Raw genomic sequence first — 22477 nt, 5'->3', positions numbered from 1 at the left:
CGAGCCGGTCCCAGTCAGCGCTGCGCCACCTTCTCGATCGAAGGTTGCGATTGCGCGGGATCCGGCGTCGGCAGCGGACCCTCGATCGCCGCCCGGGTCAGGCTCGGCCATGTCTGGGCGTAGCGCGTGACCGGCGTCGGGAAGCGCGGGGGCGCCGCCGCGTAGGACGGCACGAAATCCGCGGTGCGGATCGTGAGTGACGGGCTGTCGGTCCCGATCCAGGCGGTCCAGACCGCCTCCGGCACCGGCGGCATCCTGCGGCGGGCGGGAATCAGCACGACCTCCTGGCCGGCATAGGCCAGGGCCTCGGGCCGGCTGATGTCGCCGACCGGAAAACCCTGGCGGATGCGCGCGGCCCAGAAGGCGTGCTGCCCGCCGTCGGAGTAGGTGGTGCGCACGGCCGCCGCGCCCTCTTCCACCAAGCGGGCGATGCGGTCGGTCTCGTCCTTGTGCAGGGCGGTGAAGGCCGCCTCCCTCGCCGGATCGCGCGAGGGCGCGAACACGTAAGCCCCGCCCGAGACGCCGACGACCGGCTCCTCGCCGGTCGCCTCGAAGCGGTCCGAGCCCTCCTTCAACTGGCGCCAGAAGGCGATGTTCGGGTCGGTGCGGTGCCGGGCCATGTTCGCGGCGGTCATCCGGAACGGGAAGGACTGGAACTGGAACGCGCCCTGGCCCCCGGCGAAGGCCTCGCGGGCGATGGCGAACAACTCCCCCGCCACGGCGTCGGTCATGGCGAAGCAGCCCATGGACGAGCAGATGCCGTGAACCATCACCGCCGAGCCGGTGGAGCCGTGCGCCCGGTCGTAGGCGTTGGGGTAGCCGATGTCGAAGGAGAGATGGTAGCGCGAGTTCGGGTTCATCTGGCCCTTGGCCACGGTGTAGAACCCTTCCGGCGTCTGCCGGTCGCCGTTCTTCGTCTTCGGCCCGAGCTGCCCGGACCAGCGGCAGATCGGATAGGTCTTGATCGGCACGTAGCGGCCGGCGGCGTTGCGCTTCCAGACCTCGATCTCCGATTCCCGCTTGTAGGCCCGCAGCACGATCGGCGCGGCGGCGCCGGTGCCGCGCGCGGCCATCAGCGCCAGGGTGGCGGCGGGAATCGGCGCGTTCGCCTTGTCGGCGCGTGCCGGGGAGCCCGGGGCGGCGGTCAGCAGCGCGACGAGAACCGCCGGCAGGGCGCGGAGCGAAAGCCTCGCGGGGCGTCGAGAGCCGTTCGGGGAAAGCATGCACCGTCTCGATCGAGGCCGGCCCGCGGCCAGGGCCGCCCGTGGGTGAGGCAGGGAGCACCCGTGCCCAAGCTTTGGGGCGGTTTTGCGAGGGAAGCCGGGGGAAGCAAAGCGATCAGGCGTCGGTCGCGGCGATGGCCCGAGGAGCGCCGGCCACCACCGTGTTGCGCTCCACCCGCAGCACGGCGTCGAACGGCGCCTGCCGGCTCAAGGTGTCCTCGTCGGGCAGGCAGACGATCAGACCCGCCCCGGCCCGCAGCGCCCGCAGGCGCTCGACGCGGGCGGTGATCTCGTCGGGCTTGCGTTCGTCGAGGGTCAGGCCGACCACGAGGATGTCGGGACGGCGCACGAGGCAGCGCACGAACTCGATCGCCACGCGCTCCCGCGGACCGATGGCGCCCTCGCCCAGCACCGCGCGCTGGCCCTGGCCGGCGACCGCCGCGCCCGCCTCGATCCGGGCGGTGAGGCCGAGCCGGTAGACGGTCGGCTCCAGGCCCTGCTCGGCCAGCACCCGGCGCACCAGGGCGCGCACCCGCGCCTCCGCACCCGCCTCGCCTTGCGTGACGCGCCCGAACAGCAGGTTCTCCTCCAGGCTGGCGGCGGCGGTGAGCCGGGCCGGATCGTAGAATTCGATCTTTTCGCGATAGCGCGGCGGAAGCATCGCCGCGAAGGAATGGCGGGCGGCGACCAGACGCCGTTCGAGGCTCGCATCGATCAGGCCGAAGCGGTGGCGGGTCTCGCTGTAGCGCAGGGCGAGCCCGATCAGCCGCTCGCGGTCGCGATGGCCGGCCGGGCCCCGGCGGAAGCCGCGGGCCTCGGGCTGGCGGGCGACGAGATCCTCGAAATAGCCCCGCTCCGCCGCCGGAAACAGCGAGAAGGTCTCGAACAGGGGGTGATCGTCGGGCAGGTCGGAAAAGATCTCGACGGTGGAGCGGGCGACCTGGAGCCCGACATCGACCAGCGTCCGGGTGAGGTCTTCCGCCTCCAGCACCGCCCGCAGGTAGGGATGGGCGGCGAGCCTTCCCTCCGAGAAGGCCGGGCCGACCGCCTCGCCGAACAGGATGTTCTCGCCGATATCGGCCTGATGATTGTAGCGGGCGGGGTCGAACGGTTCGACCAGGCGGGCCATGCCCTCGGCGGCCAGCGCCTCGCGCACGGCCCGGCGGGCGTCCACCACCGCCTCCGCCGTGGCGGGGTCGTCCTCCGGGTCGACGGACGCTTCCAGCCCGCGCTCGTAGACGAAGGCATCGAGGCCGGTGAGCTTGAGGATGGCGATGCGCTCGGCCAGCCCCGAGGCCTCGCGGTCGCCGCTGCGGGCGCCGTAGAGCAGGTTCTGGCGCAGCGTCCCCTCGATCAGGATCGCTTCCGAGCCGGCCAGCGCGATCCGCCGGGCGCGCTCGGCCGGGTCGAACGCGCGCAGGTCGGTGCCGCCGTAGGTGACGGCGCCGGCGGTGGGCTCGATCTGCCCCGCGAGCAGGGCGGCGAGGGCCCGCGATCCGCTGCCGCGGGCGCCGACGACGGCCACATGCGCCGGCATCGGCAGGGCGAGGTCGACGCCGGTCAGGCGCTCGCCGCTGCCGGGATCGTAGGCGCCGACGCCGCTTGCCGCGAGGGCGCCCGCATCCGGGAACGGGGCCGTGCGCTGCGCCTGGGCGCCGGGCGGGCGGGGAGCGAGCGCCGCCAGGATCTCGGCGATGGCCCGGAACAGGGGGGCGAGCGCCCGATACTGGTTCCACAGGCGCAGGCTGATCGCCACGAGCGTCGCGGCGAGCGCGAAGGCGCCGGCCGCGGCGGCGAGCGCCCCGGGCAGGACGTTGTCGGCCTCGGTCGCGGCCTCGCCCTGCCACAGGGCGGTGGCGACGAGCAGGGCGGGCAGGATCACGACCAGGGCGAGCGCCGGGGCGCGGGCATAGACGAGCCGGGCCTCGGCCCGGACCAGGGCGGAGCGGGCCGCCCGGGCCCGGAGCCCGAGGCGGCGCCGCTCGAACGCCGCCGCCCCGTGGGCGCGCACCGCCGGCATCCGCCGGATCAGGTCGCGCAGGCCGGCCTCGGTCGCGGCGGTGTCGGAGCGGCGCAGGCTGCGGCGGGCGGCGGTGCGGCTGGCGAGCAGCGCCCGGGCGAGGCCGGCGGCGGCGAGCAGCAGGGCGACCACCGGCACGAGGCGCGGGGCGGCCAGCTCCGCCAGCACGAGCGCGAGCAGGATCGCGGCGCCGGCGAGCCCGGGGACGACGAGGCCGACCGCCGCGAGCGGACCCATCCGCGCCAGCGCCTGCCCGACGAGGCCGGGCAGCGTCCGCAGATCTTCGCGGGCGCCCGGCGGCGAGGCCAGGATCGCCTCGCTCGCCCGCGTCCGCAGCCGCGCCATGGCCCGGGCCTGGACCGAGAAGCAGAGATAGGCCACCGCCGCCCCCAGGCCGGCCAGCAGCAGCGCCGCGGCGGCGAGCGCGGTCAGGGCGATCAGCGGCAGTTCGGTCGGTGCGAGGCTCCAGCCCTGGAACAGGATCGGCGCCTCGCTCTCGTGGTGGCCGGGCAGGGGCAGGGCGATCCGCAGGAACGGCAGGAATTCCGGGCTGCTGCGGGTGAGCACGGCGATGAGGTCGCGCAGGCACAGGAGCACGAACAGCGCCAGCGGTGCGCCGAGGCCGACCGCCAGGACGAGCGCCGCCGCGTGCCGGCGCGGCGACGACGCCCAGGCGAACAGGACGGGATCACGCTCCATCGGCATTCCGTGTACCCGGCAGGCGGTTCGCGGGGGTGGGATGCGGCATCGATCGGGGTCCGCGGCGCAGGTGAGGGATGATCCGGCCGGCGTCGGCGTGGATAAGATGAGGGCCGCCCTCTTCGCACGGAAATGCGGCGGCGCAAGCCCGAGACGCAAGCCCGAGACGCAAGCCCGAGACCTGGGCCGCCCGCCCCGCATTCCCTCGAAGAGCGCCGCCCGGCCAGAGGCATGGGCACAGGACGGGGCGCAGTGCGGTTTGATGCGAGAGCGCGCGTCGAAACAAAAACTTGGAGCCGCGGCCGATTGCACCGCGGCCGGGATCGGCTCTAGTGCGGGAGAGCACATGGCGCGCGGGCGCCCGACCTCGAACGGAGTCGGATGCCGCATGTCCTGTGCGGGATCCGTTCGGCGGCCTTCCGCCTCCCCTCCAAGCGGACGACGCCGGATGGCCTCGCGAGACGCTCCATCCCCAAAGGCCCGCCCAGAAGCCCGCTTCCGGCCGCGCGGGGGCGAAGGGCCTTCCGTGCGGGGGCCGTGAGCCGATGGCCGCCCTCTCCCATCCGGCCGCATCCCGCACGGACCCGCTCTACGGCGCGCCGGTCGTCGGCCCGGGCGAGACGGTCGCGTCGATCGGCGACGCGCTCGCGGGGGCCGTGCTCGCGCCCGCCGGGCGTCGATGGCGCCGCGCCGCCGCCGCCGCTCTCGCCCCGATCCTCGCCTGGGCCGGATCGGAGGCCGCCCTGCCGGGCACGCGCCTCGACGGGGCGGGAGGAGGCTGGTGGATCGGGCTCGCGGCGGGCTGCCTGATGATCGCGGGGCTGTTGCGGCTCGCCGATGTCGCGTGGCGCTGCGGCATCGACCGCTCGGTGCAGTCCGCCGCCCTCCTCTGCGCCGGCATCGCCGCGCTCCATCCCGTTCCCGTCGGTCCGGTGAGCCTCGCGGGCCTGTTCGCGGTCGGCTTCGGCCTGTGGGGCGCGGCGCTGCTGCCGGATCTGGCGGTGCTGCGCGACCGCCTCGCCGCAGGAGCGGGAACACGACCCGGGACCCTGCGTGCCCGGTTCTATCGCGCGCTCTCGGCCGGCTGGCGGGGCTCGGCGCTGCAATGGCTGGCCTGGACCCGCGCCTGCCGCGGCCTCGCCCTGCTCGCCATCCTCGCGGCGGTGGCGGTGCTGATGGACCTCGCTCTGACCGACGCCCTGCGCTCCGACCGGCAGGACCTCCTCCGCCGGGACACCCTCCGGCCGGTGGCCCTGCTGGTCGAGGCCGTGCTGGCGGGCGCGGGCCTCACCGCCGCGCTCGCGCCGGCCCTGCGCCGGGTCCGGGGGCTCGACGGCCTCGTCACCGGCCGGCACCTCGACATCCTCGGCCGGCTCATCCTCGTCTTCGGGCTGGCGGCGCTCTACTGCCACGTCACGCAGATCGTCACCGCCGTCCTCTACGGCGGCGCGGCCGATCGGGGGGCCGCGGCCCGCAGGCTCCTCGGCGAAGGGGCCCCCGCCTTCTGGACCCTGGTTCTCGTCGGCCTGATGCCCTCGCAACTGTTCTGGATCGGCGCCGTGCGCCGCAGCGCCACGGGGCTCGGCCTGATCGGTGCCGTGGTCGCGGTCGGCCTGCGGGCCGACCACGATCCGATCGCCGGCGCCGTCCCCGGCGCCGGTCTCCTCGCCGAGGCTTTCGCGGAGGCCGTCGGATTCCTCGGTCCCCTCGGCCTGTGCGGCTTCGGTCTGCTCCTCGTCTTCCGTCTCGTGCCGCCGGTCTCGATCGCGCAGACGCGCGAACTCGCCCTCGCCCACAACCCGCGCGCCGAAGCGAGGGCGCCGGAGGGTGTTCCGGAGACGGGATCGGGTCTCGTCGCGGTGTTCGCCTCCGAAGCCGGTCTCGCCGAGGCGGCCCGGGATCTCTCCGTCCTCGACCGGCCGCCGCGGCTCGACGCCTTCGGGCCGGTGCCGATGCCGGACGCCGCCGCGGCCCTGCACCGGGACGAGGGGGGCACGCGCCGTCTCGCGCTCCTCGGCGCCGTCCTCGGCGTCGCGGCCTTCCTCGCCGTTCGGGCCTTTTCGGGCGAGGGCGGTGCGGCGGACGGGTCGACGGCGGCGACCGCCCTGTCCGGGGCGATGTCTTGGGCGATGTCCTGGGCGATGCTGGCGGTGCCGGCCCTTTCCGCCGCGGTCCTGGGCGGCACGTTCGGCATCGCCGCCGCCCTCCTCCTCGCGCTGACGGTGCGGCCGGACGGCGTGGCGCCGTCCGCGCTCACCGAGCCTTTCGTCCTGACGGTCGAGCCGTCCGCCGGAGGCCGCGACCCGGCCGCCCTGGCGCGCCGCCTGCGCCGCCTGCCCGAGACCGGCGGTCGGCCGCTGGCCCTCTACGGCGGAGCCGCCGCCGCGGGGCCGCGCCGGTGAGCGTGCAGGAGAAGGGCGCCGCCGCCCGCAAGGCGGCCGGAGCGAAATCCGCCCGCGGCTATTTCCTCGACCCGGCCCGCCGGCCGGCGGCGGCGTTCGCCGCCGGGCTCGGCTGCCTGTTGCTGGCGGCCCACCTCGCCGGCCTCGCGCGGCTCGCCCCCGCCTATCTCGCCGCCTGGACCTGCCTGCTGGCGCTGCCGGCGGGCGCCCTGCCCGTCGTCATCATGATCGAGCGCTCGGATGCGTGGCGGCCGCAGCCCGAGACCGCCCTGCTGGAGACCCTGCGGGGCCTGCTGGCGCTGATGCCGGTGGCGGCCCTGCTCGGCCTGCCGATCCCGTTCGCGGCGCCGCTGCTCTTCCCCGCGGGCGACCTCCGGCCGGAAGGGCTCTCCGCCGCGCCCTGGCTCGCGCACCTGTTCCTGGCCGGGCGTCTGGGCCTGTACTTCGCCCTCTGGACCGGCCTCGCCCTGCTGTTCGCCCGCCGCGGCGGCGAGCCTTGGGGCAAGGCCGGACGCATCGACGACGGGCGCGCCGTCCTCGGCCTCGGCCTCCATACCGTGATCGGCACGCTCGTGGCGGGCGACCTCGTGATGACGGCCGGAGCGGGGGCGGCGGGCGGCTTCCATGCCAGCGCCTTCGGCCTCCTGGCGATGGCGGCCTGGGCGAGCCTCGCGCTCGCCGCGGCGATCCTCCTGGCGCCGCCCGATACCGGCCCCGCCCGGCGCCGCCACGATCGGCTCACCCCGCTCGCCGTGCTGCTCCTGGTCTGGGCCGGCCTGCACGCGGTGCAGGTCCTGATGCTCGCCGCCGCCGCCGATCCGCAGGCCGCCGCGTGGTACCGGCTGCGCGCCGGCGGCTCCGGCCGCGTCCTGGCCTGGGCCGCGGGCGCCGTCGTGGCGCTCGCCGCCGGGCTGACCCTGCGCCCCGGCGAGAACCGCACCCGGCTCGTGGCCGCGCTCGCCGTCGCGGTCCATCTCGCCGAATTGTTCTGGTTCGTCACGCCGGCCTTCCGGGGGACTTTCCGGATCGGCCCCACCGATGCCCTGGCGCTCGCGGGTGTCGCCGGGCTGGCGGCCGGGCTGGTGCCGGTGGTCCGGCGCCTGATCCCGGGCCTGGCCGTGACGCCGGCCTGGCCGGGGCGCGAGCGGGCGCGGCTCTGAACGCCCGTTCGCGCGCACTCTCCCAGGGCCATCGCTTGAAGCGATGGCCCTGGTTTTCTTGGCCGGCCTCAGTCGCCGGCGCCGGCTTCCGCGGGCTGATACCGTTTCCGATTGATCGCTTCGGGTTTCGCCCCACGCCGTCCTCGCGAGCGGCCGCGAAGCGATCCAGGGCGCGGGCATGTCCGGAAAGGGCGCGCCCTGGTTTGCCACGGCTTCGCCTCGCAAGGACGCAGGACAGGCCGAAGTCATCAGCCGGATGTCGTATCAGGCTTTCGCTCCGCTCGATGTTTTTCAGGACGAATGTCTTGGAAAAACCCGCTCCGCGCAGGCGCTCTTCGCGCCGCGAAGCCGCTCAAGCGGCTTCGAGCGATGGCCCTGGCAACTCTCCGAACCGGCTTCCACTTCGGCGGAGAGCGCTCTAGTTTCGCCCTCCCCCTCGGTATCCGCGCGAAGCTCCCGATCCTCCATGTGCGAACTGCTCGGAATGAGCGCGAACGTGCCGACCGACATCCGCTTCTCCTTCGCGGCCCTGGCCCGGCGCGGGGGCGAAACCGGTCCGCACGCCGACGGCTGGGGCATCACCTTCTACGAGGGGCGCGGCTGCCGCTCCTTCCACGACCCGGAGCCGAGCGCCCGCTCGGAACTGGCCAAGCTCCTGCGCCGCTATCCGATCAAGAGCCGCATCGTCGTGGCCCACGTGCGCAAGGCCAACCGCGGCCGCGTCAGCCTGGAGAACACCCACCCCTTCTCCCGCGAATTGTGGGGTCGGCGCTGGACCTTCGCCCACAACGGCCAGCTCAAGGGCGTGAAGCGCCTGGCCCTCGGGCGGTTCGAGCCGGTCGGCACCACCGACAGCGAGCACGCCTTCTGCTGGATCCTGTCGCAGCTCCGGGAGCGCTTCCCGAAGCCGCCGCGGGCCGCCGCCCTGGAAGCGGCGGTCGCCGACTGCGCGCTCGCCCTGTCGGAGCGCGGCGTGTTCAACATGCTGCTCACCGACAGCCGCGTGCTCTACGCCCATTGCGGCAAGCGGCTGTGCTACCTCACCCGCCGCGCCCCCTTCGGCACGGCGACGCTGATCGACGAGGACTGGCGGGTCGATTTCGCCCAGGAGACCACCGAGACCGACATCGTCACGGTGATCGCGACCCGGGCGCTGACGCGGGACGAGACCTGGACCGAGCTGGAGCGCGGCGACACCGTGGTGATCGTCGACGGCGCGGTGCGGGTGCGCAAGGGCACGCACAAGGGCACGCAGCGGCCGGCCCCGCGCCGGGCACGACCGGCCCCCGTGCTGCGCGGCGCGGCCTGACCGGGATCCGCGCCGTCCCCTTCGCGGCCGATTTGCCGCATTCTCGCGTCGGCATCGGCCGGCCATCTCACGCAATGGAGTCGGGGTCTCGTCCCTGTGCGCAAGCGTGGCGGTAATTCGCCCGGTGCGGGTGCGCTCGGACGGGCAATGCGCTACAACCCTGTCAAAGGGCGGGCCCGGTGCTTGTTTCCGGACGATGCGCCGCCTCGACAATTGCACAGAATCCGATCGCGAAGAGCCCGATGCGCAACGACACCGAAGCGACCCTGGATCGTCCCGCGATGGCCGACGGCCGTCCGAAGCTCTCCGATTCCATCCGCTCGCATCTCGGCGATCACCTGCGCAGCGTCTACGACACGCTCGGCGCGGCCGAGGACACGCCGCCCCGCTTCGCCGAACTGATCGGACAGCTCGAGGCGGCCCTGAAGGCGCAGGGAGAGCGGGTCGATCCGGGGTTCCGCAACGGGCTCCTGGCGGCCGTGCCGAGCCTGCGCGCCTTCGCCCTGTCGCTGACCTCGAACCCGGCCCGCTCCGACGACCTCGTGCAGGACACCCTGCTGAAAGGGTGGCAGCACCGCGCCCGCTTCCAGCCCGGCACCAACCTCAACGCGTGGCTGTTCACGATCCTGCGCAACATCTTCTACTCGGACCACCGCAAGCGCGTGCGCGAGGTCGAGGATCAGGACGGTTCCTACGCCGCCCGGCTCGCCACCGCCCCGCACCAGGGCGACCGGCTCGACGTCGAGGATCTCCAGACGGCGCTCGCCAAGCTGCCGCCGGACCAGCGCGAGGCCCTCGTCCTGGTGGGCGCCGAGGGCGTGTCCTACGAGGAGGCGGCGACCATCATGGGCTGCAAGGTCGGCACGGTGAAGAGCCGCGTCAGCCGCGCCCGCGGCCGCCTCGCGGAACTCCTGGGCTACGACGAGGACGACCTCGCCTCCGACCGCTTCATCCAGTCGGCGATGCCGACGCCCTGAACGGGCTCCTCCCGCTCCGTCGGTGATTTTCCGGATCCGACCGCACCGTCGACGCGGAGGTCGATACTGCCGGCGCCGGAGGTTTTGGATGGGCTCGAGCATCGTCCCGAAAGGGTGGGGGGGGGGGGGGGGGGGGGGGGGGGGGGGGGGGGGGGGGGGGGGGGGGGGGGGGGGGGGGGGGGGGGGGGGGGGGGGGGGGGGGGGGGGGGGGGGGGGGGGGGGGGGGGGGGGGGGGGGGGGGGGGGGGGGGGGGGGGGGGGGGGGGGGGGGGGGGGGGGGGGGGGGGGGGGGGGGGGGGGGGGGGGGGGGGGGGGGGGGGGGGGGGGGGGGGGGGGGGGGGGGGGGGGGGGGGGGGGGGGGGGGGGGGGGGGGGGGGGGGGGGGGGGGTGGGGGGGGGGGGGGGTGGGGGGGGGGGGTGGGGGGGGGGGGGGGGGGGGGGGGGGGGGGGGGGGGGGGGGGGGGGGGGGGGGGGGGGGGGGGGGGGGGGGGGGGGGGGGGGGGGGGGGGGGGGGGGGGGGGGGGGGGGGGGGGGGGGGGGGGGGGGGGGGGGGGGGGGGGGGGGGGGGGGGGGGGGGGGGGGGGGGGGGGGGGGGGGGGGGGGGGGGGGGGGGGGGGGTGGGGGGGGGGGGGGGGGGGGGGGGGGGGGGGGGGGGGGGGGGGGGGGGGGGGGGGGGGGGGGGGGGGGGGGGGGGGGGGGGGGGGGGGGGGGGGGGGGGGGGGGGGGGGGGGGGGGTGGGGGGGGGGGGGGGGGGGGGTGGGGGTGGGGGGGGGGGGGGGGGGGGGGGGGGGGGGGGGGGGGGGGGGGGGGGGGGGGGGGGGGGGGGGGGGGGGGGGGGGGGGGGGGGGGGGGGGGGGGGGGGGGGGGGGGGGGGGGGGGGGGGGGGGGGGGGGGGGGGGGGGGGGGGGGGGGGGGGGGGGGGGGGGGGGGGGGGGGGGGGGGGGGGGGGGGGGGGGGGGGGGGGGGGGGGGGGGGGGGGGGGGGGGGGGGGGGGGGGGGGGGGGGGGGGGGGGGGGGGGGGCCCGGGGGGGGGGGGGGGGGGTCCAGGGGGGGGGGGGGGGGGGGGGGGAGGGGGGGGGGGGAGGGGGGGGGGGGGGGGGGGGGGGGGGGGGGGGGGGGGGTGAAGGGGGGGGTGGGGGGGGGGGGGGGGGGTGGGGGGACGGGGACGACCTCGCCTCCGACCGCTTCATCCAGTCGGCGATGCCCGACGCCTGAACGGGCTCCTCCCGCTCCGTCGGTGATTTTCCGGATCCGACCGCACCGTCGACGCGAGGTCGATACTGCCGGCGCCGGAGTTTTGGATGGGCTCGAGCATCGTCCCGAAAGGTGGCCGCCGGCTTGTCTGAAAAGACGATGCAAGATTGAAAGCCGAGAGCATCGTGCTGGATCCGATATCCAGCACGATGCTCTCGCATACTCATCCGGTCCGCGTCGCGGTCTGGATCGCTTCGGCTCCGCCTCGCGATGACGGCAACGGGGCCGAAAAGGAGGGCCCAACCCCCGTCATTGCGAGCCGTCAGGCGAAGCAATCCAGGAGCACGACGGTGCCGGATGGGGTTCACGATCGGTCCGGGCCCCGTTGGCCGGTATGAGCGCTTCAGCCGAAGTCTGCCGGCGCATCGACGCGCACGCGACAACGGCGATCCGGGCGGACCGGCCGCGTGAGACACCAACCCCTGTCTTCCGTCCGGCCCAGGAGCGGCCGGCAGGATCCGATCTCCTGCCGGTCCGGTCCGGGCTCAGGCGGCCTTGCGGCGCCCGCCGGTCTTGCGGCCCTCGCCCGTCGCGGCACCCTTGCGGCCGGTCGCCGGGGCGGCCTCGGCCACGACCTCATCGGCGGTCTCGGCGGCCTTCGTCGACGGCTTGCGGCGTTGCTGGCCGAGGCCGAGGTCCTTGGCCAGCGCCGAGCGCGCCGCCGAATAGTTGGCCGAGACCGTCGGATAATCGGTCGGCAGGCCGTAGCGGCGGCGGTAGCCCTCGATGTCCAGGCCGTGCGTGGTCAGGTGGCGCTTGAGCGTCTTGTAGGGCTTGCCGTCGATGAAGGAGATCAGCGCATCGGGCGTGATCGACTTCTTGACCTGGGCCGGCGTCGCCCGCTCGACTTCTTCTTCCTTGGGCGCCTGGGGCGCCGAGAGGCCGACGAGGGCGGCGTGAACCTGGGTGATCAGGCCCGCGAGCTCGGCCGACGGAAGGGAGTTGTTCGAGACATAGGCCGAGACGAGATCCGCGGCGAGTTCGATCCGGTCGAGTTCCGGTGACTGACTGTTTTCCGACATTGTAAGTGACCCTGATTTGCCCCTCGTTCTTGTGAACTAAAAGGATCGAGAAAACTTTCAAGGCCAATTCCAGCGCTTCTCCCATAAACCGACTGAAAAACCGAGAAAAGAGCCCCATCTGGCCGATATATCCACCGATCAAGCCGCCGCGGAGGGGATCTCATCACCGCTCGAGGTGATGCGGGCAAGCTGAGGTTCGAAGAAGGGCGTGGTCAGGCGCGTCCGATTCGCGCCCTTCGAGAGATCGTGAGATCGATGTGCGGGTGAAGCCTTCGCCGCGACAGGTCGAATTGCCCATCTCGATCGACGGCAGCCGGTCTTGGGGGACGCCGACCTCGCAAGCGAGGCTTTTCCCCGTTCGCGGCGGGCGATGGTTACGGGCCCGACAGGGCCGGCTCCCGATTGTCCCGACGGGCGACGGGGCGGCGCTTCGCCCGGCGTTCCCCGCCGTGCTCGGGCACATCCGGCAGGCTGCAGCGATAGACCACCGCATCGGGCGGCCCGAGGGAGGCCTTGAGCGGGACCGTGACGGTATCGCCGGAGAACCGCCAGTTGCGGGTGCCGCGATCCCAGTAGAGCCACACCGTGGTCTCGTGCCCCTTCACGTCGAAGACGGCGGCCTTCTTCGACATCGCCCGCAGGGTGCGGGGTTCGTAGAGGCCCTTGCGGCGGTAGGCGGCGCGGGACTCCTCGTCCTGGCGGTCGACGAAGGTGTTCTGGACGATCTGCAGGGTCGCCCCGGGCTTGCGCAGGAATTTCTTGAAATCGCTCAAGGAGCGCAAGACCACGGGCATCGCGTCCATCCAATCGTCAAGTCACGGACTCGTCCTGCATTGTGCGAGGCACCATAGTTCCGCTCAGGTGACGGTTGTTCTTCACGCGCAAAGGCGTCGGCGGGCGATATCCACCGGAAAACGACACCGTCCACAGGACTCCATGGGTCTTCGCGCCCGGCGGTCGAGGCCGGGACCTCGGGCGCGTCCCGGCCGATCCGCGGGTTGACCCGCCGGCCCGGCTCGGGCGTTTAGGGGCGATGCTGCTCCAGTTCTTCACGGGCCTGCGCGAGGCCCGCGTGCCGGTCTCCCTGCGCGAATACCTGACGCTGCTCCGGGCGATGGAGGGCGGCCTCGCCGACAGGCGCGTCGAGGAATTCTACTTCCTCGCCCGCACGGTGCTGGTGAAGGACGAGGCCAACCTCGACCGGTTCGACCGGGTGTTCGCCTCCGTGTTCAAGGGGCTGGAGACGCTGGGCGAGGCGGTCGAGCCCGCGGCGATCCCCGAGGAGTGGCTGAGGAAGCTCGCCGAGAAGTACCTGACCGAGGCGGAGAAGGCGGAACTGAAGGCGCTCGGCTGGGACAGGCTGTTCGAGACCTTGAAGCAGCGCCTCGCCGAGCAGAAGGGACGCCACCAGGGCGGCTCGAAATGGATCGGCACGGGCGGCACCTCGCCGTTCGGCGCCTACGGCTACAACCCGGAAGGCATCCGCATCGGCCAGGACGGCAACCGCAATGTCCGCGCGGTGAAGGTGTGGGACCGGCGCGCGTTCAAGGATCTCGACGATTCCCGCGAACTCGGCACCCGCTCGATGCGGGTGGCGCTGCGGCGCCTGCGCCGCTTCGCCCGCACCGGCGCGGCCGAGGAACTCGACCTCGACGGCACCATCCGCGAGAGCGCCCGCAAGGGCTATATCGACGTGCGGCTGCGGCCGGAGCGGCGCAACGCCGTGAAGGTGCTGCTGTTCCTCGACGTCGGCGGCTCGATGGACTGGCACGTGGAACGCGCCGAGGAGCTGTTCTCCGCCGCGCGCTCCGAGTTCAAGCACTTCGCGCACTACTACTTCCACAACTGCCCCTACGAGGCGGTGTGGACGCAGAACCGTCGCCGCCACGACGAGCGCATCCCGCTCCTCGACGTGATCCGCACCTATCCGTCCGACTGCCGGGTGGTGTTCGTCGGCGACGCCTCCATGAGCCCCTACGAGATCGCCCGTCCCGGCGGTTCGGTGGAGCACTGGAACGAGGAGGCGGGCGAGGTCTGGCTCGGCCGCCTCCTCGATCACTTCCCGAAGGCCGTCTGGCTCAATCCGATCCCCGTCGAGCACTGGGCCTATACGCAGTCTGTCGGCATGGTCCGCCGGATCTTTTCCGACCGGATGTTCCCGCTGACGCTGGAGGGCCTCGACGGGGCGATGCGGGCGCTGCTGCGATAGGGGTTCCGCGACGGCAGGGCCGCCGATCGGCGTCTGCGGAAGACGGCTCCGGCGGCTCGCACCGGCATGAAGGAAGGATCAGCCCTGGCGGGCCGGGGTCGTCACGACGAGGCCGTCGAGTTCGGGCGTCACGCGGATCTGGCAGCACAGGCGCGAGGTCGCGCGCACGTCCGAGGCGAAATCGAGCATGTCCTGCTCCATCGGCTCGGCGGGGCCGACCCGGTCGGCCCAGCTCTCGTCCACGTAGACGTGGCAGGTGGCGCAGGCGCAGGCGCCGCCGCACTCGGCATCGATTCCCGGAACGTTGTTGCGGATCGCCGTCTCCATGACGGTCGAGCCGACCTCGCCGTCGATCGTGCGGGCCGTGCCGGCGTGATCGACGAAGGTGATCTTGGGCATTCCTGGCTCCGGGACGTGTCGGCGTCCGCCTGCGGTCCTTGGGGGGCGGCGGCGTGGCGCCTGCTTGCGGGCGGCGGCGCCGGAATGCAAGCGGGCGGCGGGCGCTTTTCCGTCGCGCCGGGTGCCGGTCAGGCTTCGAGGCCGAACGTGCCGAGCGCCGCCAGGGTCGCGGCGACCGCCGATCGCAGGCCTTCGAGATCCGCCTCGCCGCCGGCGCGAAATCCGCTCTCCGCCGCGGCGCCGGCCTCGGCCACCCGCATCGCCCCGACGCCGAGCGCCGCACCCTTCAGCGTATGGGCGAAGTCGGCCCGCTCCTGCGCCGGGCGGCTCGCTTCGGCCAGGAGCGGCAGCAGGCGGCGGCACTGCGCCTCGAACAGGCTCAGAACCTCGCGGGCGAGATCGGCATCGCCGAAGGTCTGCGCGTCGAGATGCGCGCGGTCGAGCAGGGGAGCGGGCTGGTTTCGATCGCTCACGTCCGGGCTCATGCTGTCTTGAAACTCGTCGAAGGAGGCGCCGGGCCGGCCCCGGAACCGGCGGAGACCGGTGATCGGCCTGTGGGCGGCGGAGGCTATCCACAAGGCAGGGCGGAGAGGGGCGTACCCGTTTAAGGCTTCCCGCGTCAGAACTTGAGGCGGGTGCCCGCTGCCGGGCTCCGTCTTGGTAACCATTTCGTTAAGGTTTCTTGGGTGCGCCGGACCGATCGGGTATCGGGTGCGGGGGCCGAGGGACTAGGGTTCCGAGGTGAACGGGTCAATACCGCCTCCGCTGCGGAGGGTGCGTGCGAGGGCGCGCGTTCCGCGGCGGACGGCGATGCGTACGAGGCGTTGCATGGCCACCGAGAAGAAGCTGAAGGATCCGGCGGAGGCGGCCCTCTCCGCGATCGAGCAGGCTTTGAATCTGGACATTCCGGCTCCGGGCGAGACCGCCCGCGTCGAGCCGCGCCTTCCCGATGTCGGCGACGGCGACCCGCTCGCCGATTCCTTCGCCGGGGCCGGCGGGCGCCGCATCCCCAACCTCGACATCGATCCGGCGGCCTCCGAACTGCCGCCGCCCGAGCGCGGGCGCTCGCGCCGCGAGGGCGGCCTGCTGCCGCCCGACCGCTCGCTGGTGGCCAACGACGACCGCCAGAACATCGGCATCCTGCAGCAGACCCTGCGGGTGCGGCCCTCGCGCAAGCCGTACCTCGTCGCGGGCGTCGCCTCCTTCCTCTGGCTCAACGGCCTCGTGGCGCTCGCCTGGAACCAGTCCGGCGGCGACCTGAAGGCTTTCGTCACCGGGCTCACCGCGCTCCAGGCGGCGGTGGTGGCCACCGCCATCGCCGGGCCGATCGTGCTGTTCCTGATCACGGCGATGCTGGCGGTGCGCGCCCACGAGATGCGCCTCGTCGCCCGCGCCGTCGGCGAGGTCGCGATCCGGCTGGCCGAGCCGGAGAGCTTCTCGACGGACGCGGTGCTGACCATGTCGCAGACCGTGCGCCGCGAGGTCGCCGCGGTCGGCGACGGCGTGGAGCGGGCGCTCGCCCGCGCCGGCGAACTCGAAACCCTGGTGCGCGGCGAGATCTCGACCCTGGAGCGGGCCTATTCCGACAACGAGATCCGCATCCGCAGCCTCGTCGACGAGTTGATCGCCCAGCGCGAATCCATCGTCGGCAGCGCCGACCGGGTGCGCGGGGCGATCACCGGCTCGCACGAGACCCTGTCGAGCGAGCTCGACGGCGCGGCCGAGCGCATCGTCGCGGCGATCAACGGCGCGGGCGAGCGCGTGACCGGCGCCCTCGACGCCCGCGGCAGCGAGATCACCGCGGCGCTGGGCGAGGTCGGCGAGCGGGTGGTCGGCAACGTCTCGACGCGGGGCGACGACCTGATCCGCCAGCTCAACGCCACCAGCGAGGACGTGCGCAGCGGCCTGGAGGCCATCGGCGGCGGCCTGACCGCCTCGCTCCAGCAGCGCGCCGACGAGGTGACGCAGGCCTTCGAGCGCACCGGCGGGGCGCTCACCCGGACGCTGGCCGACAACGCCGGCTCGGTGGCGCAGTCGCTGTCGCAGACCGGCGCCGGCCTGATCGAGGCCCTCGACCGCCAGGGCGGCGCCGTGCGCGAGACCTTCGAGCGCTCGACCAGGGGGCTGGAGGAAGCCTTCCTCGCCCGCGGCGGCGAGCTGACCGAGCGCTTCGCCCGGACCGGAGGCGCCATCACCGCCCGCTTCGCCGAGACCGGCGAGGGCCTGAGCCGCCACTTCGCCGCCACCGGCGCGGCGATCTCCGAGGACATCGCCGCCCGCGGCGCCTCGCTGCGCACCGAGATCGAGGCCGCCGGCACCGGCGTCTCCGAACTGATCGAGGGCCGCGGCCGCGACGCGCAGGCCGCCCTGGCGCTCGCCGCCGGCGGCGTCGCCGACGATTTCTCCACCCGCATGGACCGGGTGCGCGACGCGGTCCTCGCCTCCGCCGCCCGTGCCGCCGAGACCATGGACGGCCGCGGCCTCGAACTCGCCGGCCGGATCGAGGCGGCCGCCGCCCGCGTCGACGACGTCATCGCCGTGCAGGGCGGCGCCCTGGCGACGGGGCTCGACGCGGCGGGCGAGCGGGTGGCCGGCCTGATGGCCGACCGCGCGGCGCTGGCCGCGCAGACCGTCGAGCGGGTTCTGGACGAACTCGGCTCCGCCTTCGCGGCCAACGCGGCGGGCGCCGCCGCGAGCCTGCGCGACACGGTGGCGCGCCTCGGCGAGGATCTCGACGCCCGCGCCGGTTCGGCCCAGGACGGCATCCGGCGCGGCACCGAGGCCGCGGCGGCTTCCGTCGGCGCCGGCGTCGAGGATCTCGAACGCCGCCTGCGCACCGCGGCCGAGGCCGCGAGCGTGCTGCTCACCGAGCGTGCCGCGCAGTCCACCGCCCTGATGCTGCGCAGCGCCGAGGAGACCTCCGGCACCGCGCAGGCCCAGGCGGATGCGACGGCCGCCCGCTTCGCCGACGCCGCCGCTTCCCTGCGCCGGGCGGCCGACGAGGCCGCCGCCGCCGTCGAGGCCCGTTCCGACGACGTGGTGACCCGCTTCCAGGCCGCCGCCGCCCATGTCGGGGGCGAGCTGGGCCGAAGCGGCGAGGGTGTCTCCCAGGCGATGCACGCCGCGGTCCAGCGGGTGGCCGACGAACTGTCCGCCCGCGGCGCCGAGGCCACCGGCGCCCTGGCGCTGGCCGCGGCCCATGCCGGCGGCGAGATCACCAGCCGCACCGACCAGTCGATGCACGCGCTCCAGGAGCTGCTGCGGCAGGTGGCCGACGAGATCGGCACCCGCGGCTCGGAGGCGGCCGTGGCGCTGTCCCTCGCGGCGGCCCAGGCCGGCGGCGAGATCGGCAGCCGGGCCGATCTCTCGACGCAGGGCCTGCGCGACCTGCTGGGCCAAGTCCGCGCGGAGATCGACGCCCGCGGCGCCGAGGTCGTCACCGCCCTCGCCCGCGCCGCCGAGCAGGCCGGCGGCGAGGTCGGCACCCGCACCGAGGGCGCCCTCGAAACCCTGGGCGAGGCCCTGCGCCGCCTGGGCGACGAGGCGGCGGCCCGCGGCGAGGCGACGGCGCAGGCGCTCGTGCGCACCGCCGAGGACGTCGGCTCCGACCTGTCCGCCCGGCTCGCCGCCCTGGAGGAGGGCTTCGGCCGGCACGGCCGCGGCGCCGCTTCGCTGATCGCCAGCCAGTCCGACGAGGCGCAGGCCCGGCTCGAAGGCGCCGGCCGCGAGGTCGTGCTCGCCATCGCCGGCCACGTCTCGCAGGTCGGCGACGCGTTCCACCGCAGCCACGCCGCCTTCGCCGAGACCGCCGACAGCCGCGCCCGCGCGGTCGAGGAGGCGCTCGGCAGCCGGCTCGCCGCCCTGCAGGAGACCATCGCCCGCGGTGACATCCTCGCCGACCGGATCGCCGGCAACACCCAGGCGCTCGGCGAGACCCTCGGCTCGCGCCTGACCGAGGTCGACCGGATCATCGTCGAGCAGGGTCACGCCCTCGCCGAGTCCCTGGCCGAGCGCGCCCGCCTCGCCGGCGAGACCGTCGCGTCGCGCGTCCGTGAGATGGAGGCCCTGTCCGCCCGGCGCGCCGCCGAGATCGGCGAGAGCTTCGAGGCCCTCGCCGGCCATGTCGACACCCGGCTCGGCGCCCGCGCCAACGCCCTCAACGAGGCGCTGGTGCTGCGCACCGCCGAGATCGCCCGCGCGTTCGAGGACGGCAACCGCGCCCTGGCGGAGGCCCTCGACCGCGGCGCCGACGGTGCCGCGCAGGACATCGCCGACCGCGCCGCCGAGATCTCCGACCGGCTCGACCGCACCACCCGGGATCTCGCCCGCCGCCTCGACGCGGGCGCGGAGCGCCTCGACACGGGCGTCGTCGCCCGCCTCGATTCTTTGAGCGGCACCCTGGAGGAGCGCGCCCGCCAGCTCGACGATTCCTTCGGCATCCAGGCCCTGGAGGCGGTGCGCCTGATCGAGAGCCGCACCCGTGCCATCGACGGCGAGCTGACCGGCCGCATCCGCGACCTCGTCGCCCTGGTGGAGCGTCGCAGCGGCGGCGCGGCCGAGGCGCTGGGCGGCCATGTCGAGGCCATCGCCCGGCTGTTCGACGCGCGCGCCGAGAGCCTCGACCACCTGTTCGACGCGCGCGGCGGCGCGCTCGCCGCCGACCTCGACCGGCGCCTGTCGGAGATCACGCACGCCCTCGAACAGGGCGGCGCCTCCCTCGGCGCGCTGCTCGACCGCCGCGGCACCGCCCTGCTTGCCGGGCTTCGCGACGTCATGGGACAGCTCGACGGCCTGCTCGGTGACGGGGCCGGCCGCGTCGGCCACGTCCTCGAAGCCCAGGCGGGCGAGATCCGGGGCGAGCTCGACCGGAGCGTCGAGGCGCTGCGCACGACGCTGGAGGAGCGCGCCCGCACGGTGGGCGACATCCTCGACCGCCGCACCGGCGAGATCCGCGGGCTGCTCGACGGCCATGCCGGCCGCCTCGACGAGGGCTTCCAGGGCCGCATCCTGCCGCTGCAGGAGGCCCTGAGCGAGGGCGCGCGCGCCTTCATCGAACTCTTGGAGGGCGGGATCGGCCGGGCCGCCGGCGCCGTCGATGCGCGGACCCGGGCGCTCGCCACCCTGTTCGACGAGCGCCTCGGCGTGCTCGGCGACCTCGTCGACGGCCGCGGCCGGCAGATCGCGCAGACCGTGGACCAGCGGGCGCAGGAGTTGCGCCGGCTGTTCGACGAGATCCACGCCACCCTCGACACCCTGGTCGATGACCGCTCGACGGCCCTGACCGGCCGCCTCGACGCCCAGGCCAAGGCGATGGCGGCGGTGTTCGACGAGCGCATGCGCGGCCTCGACGGGCTGGTGGAGAGAAGCGGCGGCGATTTCGTGCGGCTCGTGGAGAATCAGACGGCCCTGCTGTCGCAGTCGGTCGAGGCGCGCAGCGAGGCCTTCACCGCCCGCATCGATGCCCGCCTGCGGGCCTTCGCCACCGTGGTGGCGACCCGCGCCGACGCCCTGGCCGACGCCTTCGACGAGCGCCAGGACGCCTATGCCGGCCTGATCGACCAGGGCACCGCCCGCTTGGTCGCGGCGCTCGACGAGCGCGCCCGCCGGCACGCGGCTCAGACCGAGACGGTGGAGGAGCGCCAGAGGGCCGTCACCGCGCTGATCGAAGAGGGCACGTCCCGGATGGTCGCCGCCCTCGACGAGCGCGCTCGGCGGCAGGCCGCCCTGACGGAGGCCTTCGACGGCCAGCGCGACGCCTATGCCAGCCTGATCGAGCAGGGCACCGCCCGGATGGTGGCCGCGCTCGAGGAGCGGGCCCGCCGCCACGCCGCCGAGGTGCAGGGCCGCGCCGACGCCCTGGCCGAGACGCTGGACCAGGGCAACGCGGCGCTGGCGCGCCTGATCGACGGGCCCGCCGCCTCGCTCGCCGACGCCCTCGCCGAGCGGGAACAGGCTCTCGACCGGCTGATCGCCGACAAGGGCGCCCCCCTCGTCGAGGCGCTGCGCGAGCGCACCGACGCGATCGTGGTCCGCACCGTCGAGTCGGCCCAGGCCCTGCGCGCGGCCCTGGACGAGGGCGCCGCCGCCACCGCCGGCACGGTCGCCGAGGCGCATGAGCGGGTCCGCCGCGACGTGGCCGGGTTCCTGACCCGGATCGAGGGCGCCAATGCCGGGCTCAAGGACCTCGTCGGCGGTGCCTCCGAAAACCTCGGCGCCATCGAGCAGGGGCTCGCGGCCCGCGTCGAGCAGATCCGGTCGGCCCTCGACCGGATCGCCGCCGACACGGCGCAGGCCTCGGACCGGGTCTCGACCCAGGTGGTCGCCCTGCGCGACGCCTCGCAGGGCGCGCTGGCCCAGGCTTCGGACCTCGCCCGGACCCTCGACGCAAGCGGCACGGCGCTGGTCGAGCGCACCGGCGCCCATCTCGGTGCGCTCTCCGAAGCCGCCGGGACGCTCGAAGCGGTCGAGAACCGGCTCGCCGAGAGCCTGTCGAGCCGGCAGGCGGTGGTCGAGGCGGTGCTGGCCCGCCTCGCCGAGCGCAGCCAGGCGATCGAGGCCCAGACCGGCCGCTTCGGCAGCGTGGTCGAGGAGACGCTGCGCACGGCCGAGGTCCGCGCCCAGGAACTCGGCGAGAGCCTGGCCCAGGCGGCCCGCGAAGCCGGCACCGCGGTGGCGGGCGATTTCGCGCGCCTGCGCAGCGGCGCGAACGAGGAGAGCGCCCGCACGGCGGGGGCGGTGCGCGGCGCCATCGAGGAGGCCTCGGCCAAGATGATGGAGAGCCTCGGCGCCGCCTCCGGCCAGTTCGGCGAGGCGGTGGCGCGGATGAGCGCCATGGCCGTCGAGATCCGCCGCGAGCTCGACGCCACCCGCGCCGAACTCCAGCGCGGCGTGCTCGACCTGCCGCGCGAGACGCAGGACGCCACCGGCGAGATGCGTCGCGTCGTGGCCGAGCAGATCGAGGCGCTGAACGAACTGGCCGCCCTGGTCGCCCGCTCGAACCGCTCGGTCGACGTCGCCCAGCCCTCGGCCCAGGCCCGTCAGGTCGAGCCGCGCCGCGCGGAGGGCGGGCGCGCCGCGCCCGCGCCGGTCGCGGCCCCCGCACCGCAGCCGGCGCCCCAGCCGGCTCGTCCCGCGGCCGCACCCCGGCCCCCCGCCGCGGTGCCGGCCCAGGCGACGGTGCGTCCGGCGAGCCCGGCCCCGGTCCAGGGGCGGCCCGGCAACCGCGACGACCGCGGCTGGCTGTCCGACCTCCTGACCCGCGCCTCGATCGACGACGACGGCGCCGGGGCGGCCCCCGCCCCTGCTCCCGAGGCGAAGGGCGCGGTGGAGCGGATCTCGCTCGACGCGATCTCGACCGACATCGCCCGGATGGTCGACCATCAGGCCTCGGTCGAGTTCTGGCAGCGCTACCGCCGGGGCGAGGCGAACCTGTTCGACGGCCGCCTCTACACGCCGCAGGGCCGCCAGACCTTCGAGCAGATCCAGCGCCGCTACCGGGCGGATGCGGAGTTCCGCCGCACGGTCGACCGCTACGTCGGCGAGTTCGAGCGGCTGCTCGGCGAGGTGACCAAGAACGACCGCGACACCAAGCGCGCGGACGCCTACCTCACCTCCGAGACGGGCAAGGTCTACACCATGCTCGCCCACGCCAGCGGCCGGTTCGACGAGGCGTGACGGACCGCGATGACGGGGGCGCTTACCTCCGTCATCGCGGGGAGGAGACGATCATACCCGGCTCCGCGCGTCAGCCGCATCCGGTACCGGCGGCCTGGATTGCTTCGGCTGAAGCCTCGCAATGACGGTGC

12 protein-coding genes are annotated in these 22477 nt (G+C 75.0%); 6 read left to right on the top strand and 6 right to left on the bottom strand.

Annotated elements, in window-relative coordinates; translation table 11 throughout:
• Positions 1 to 14: 14 nt before the first annotated feature.
• Positions 15 to 1223 (bottom strand): murein L,D-transpeptidase, encoded by a 1209-nt coding sequence (locus PGN25_21605; protein ID MEH3120110.1) that lies wholly within the window; start codon positions 1221 to 1223, stop codon positions 15 to 17.
• A 115-nt stretch (positions 1224 to 1338) separates the two neighbouring features.
• Complete coding sequence (locus tag PGN25_21600) at positions 1339 to 3942, bottom strand: ABC transporter ATP-binding protein (protein ID MEH3120109.1); 2604 nt, start codon at positions 3940 to 3942, stop codon at positions 1339 to 1341.
• A 545-nt stretch (positions 3943 to 4487) separates the two neighbouring features.
• Here PGN25_21600 and PGN25_21595 point away from each other — a divergent pair.
• The 4 genes from PGN25_21595 to PGN25_21580 all read left to right on the top strand — a co-directional run bounded on the left by PGN25_21595 (position 4488) and on the right by PGN25_21580 (position 9790).
• Positions 4488 to 6344, top strand: a complete 1857-nt coding sequence (locus PGN25_21595; GenBank protein MEH3120108.1) for a DUF3341 domain-containing protein — start codon at positions 4488 to 4490, stop codon at positions 6342 to 6344.
• The gene (locus PGN25_21590) at positions 6341 to 7504 is read left to right on the top strand and encodes a hypothetical protein (protein MEH3120107.1); all 1164 of its coding nucleotides are present in this window, start codon (positions 6341 to 6343) and stop codon (positions 7502 to 7504) included. Before PGN25_21595 ends, PGN25_21590 begins: the two co-directional genes overlap by 4 nt.
• Positions 7505 to 7970: 466 nt before the next feature.
• Positions 7971 to 8813 carry a class II glutamine amidotransferase gene (locus PGN25_21585; GenBank protein ID MEH3120106.1) on the top strand — a complete coding sequence of 281 codons (843 nt, stop codon included), beginning with the start codon at positions 7971 to 7973 and terminating at the stop codon, positions 8811 to 8813.
• Positions 8814 to 9055: 242 nt separating this feature from the next.
• Complete coding sequence (locus tag PGN25_21580) at positions 9056 to 9790, top strand: sigma-70 family RNA polymerase sigma factor (GenBank protein ID MEH3120105.1); 735 nt, start codon at positions 9056 to 9058, stop codon at positions 9788 to 9790.
• A 1737-nt stretch (positions 9791 to 11527) separates the two neighbouring features.
• On the opposite strand, the gene PGN25_21575 is transcribed toward PGN25_21580, so the two are convergent.
• Both PGN25_21575 and PGN25_21570 read right to left on the bottom strand, forming a co-directional pair.
• Positions 11528 to 12064, bottom strand: a complete 537-nt coding sequence (locus tag PGN25_21575; GenBank protein ID MEH3120104.1) for a MucR family transcriptional regulator — start codon at positions 12062 to 12064, stop codon at positions 11528 to 11530.
• Between the two features lie 374 nt (positions 12065 to 12438).
• On the bottom strand, positions 12439 to 12858 hold the full coding sequence (locus PGN25_21570) for a hypothetical protein (GenBank protein MEH3120103.1): 420 nt from the start codon (positions 12856 to 12858) through the stop codon (positions 12439 to 12441).
• Between the two features lie 239 nt (positions 12859 to 13097).
• Between PGN25_21570 and PGN25_21565 the strand changes: the two genes are divergently transcribed.
• Positions 13098 to 14273, top strand: a complete 1176-nt coding sequence (locus PGN25_21565; GenBank protein ID MEH3120102.1) for a VWA domain-containing protein — start codon at positions 13098 to 13100, stop codon at positions 14271 to 14273.
• A gap of 78 nt (positions 14274 to 14351) precedes the next feature.
• Here PGN25_21565 and PGN25_21560 read toward each other — a convergent pair whose 3' ends face one another.
• Together PGN25_21560 and PGN25_21555 are read right to left on the bottom strand one after the other, a co-directional pair.
• Positions 14352 to 14672, bottom strand: a complete 321-nt coding sequence (locus PGN25_21560) for a 2Fe-2S iron-sulfur cluster-binding protein (GenBank protein MEH3120101.1) — start codon at positions 14670 to 14672, stop codon at positions 14352 to 14354.
• Positions 14673 to 14800: 128 nt separating this feature from the next.
• Positions 14801 to 15145 carry an Hpt domain-containing protein gene (locus PGN25_21555; protein MEH3120100.1) on the bottom strand — a complete coding sequence of 115 codons (345 nt, stop codon included), beginning with the start codon at positions 15143 to 15145 and terminating at the stop codon, positions 14801 to 14803.
• A 355-nt stretch (positions 15146 to 15500) separates the two neighbouring features.
• On the opposite strand from PGN25_21555, the gene PGN25_21550 reads away from it, so the two are divergent.
• Complete coding sequence (locus PGN25_21550; GenBank protein ID MEH3120099.1) at positions 15501 to 22346, top strand: hypothetical protein; 6846 nt, start codon at positions 15501 to 15503, stop codon at positions 22344 to 22346.
• Positions 22347 to 22477: the final 131 nt, after the last annotated feature.

Origin of the sequence: Methylorubrum populi (assembly GCA_036946625.1) — a bacterium.
GTDB lineage: Bacteria > Pseudomonadota > Alphaproteobacteria > Rhizobiales > Beijerinckiaceae > Methylobacterium > Methylobacterium populi_C.
This window is presented reverse-complemented; position numbering and strand designations above follow the sequence as displayed.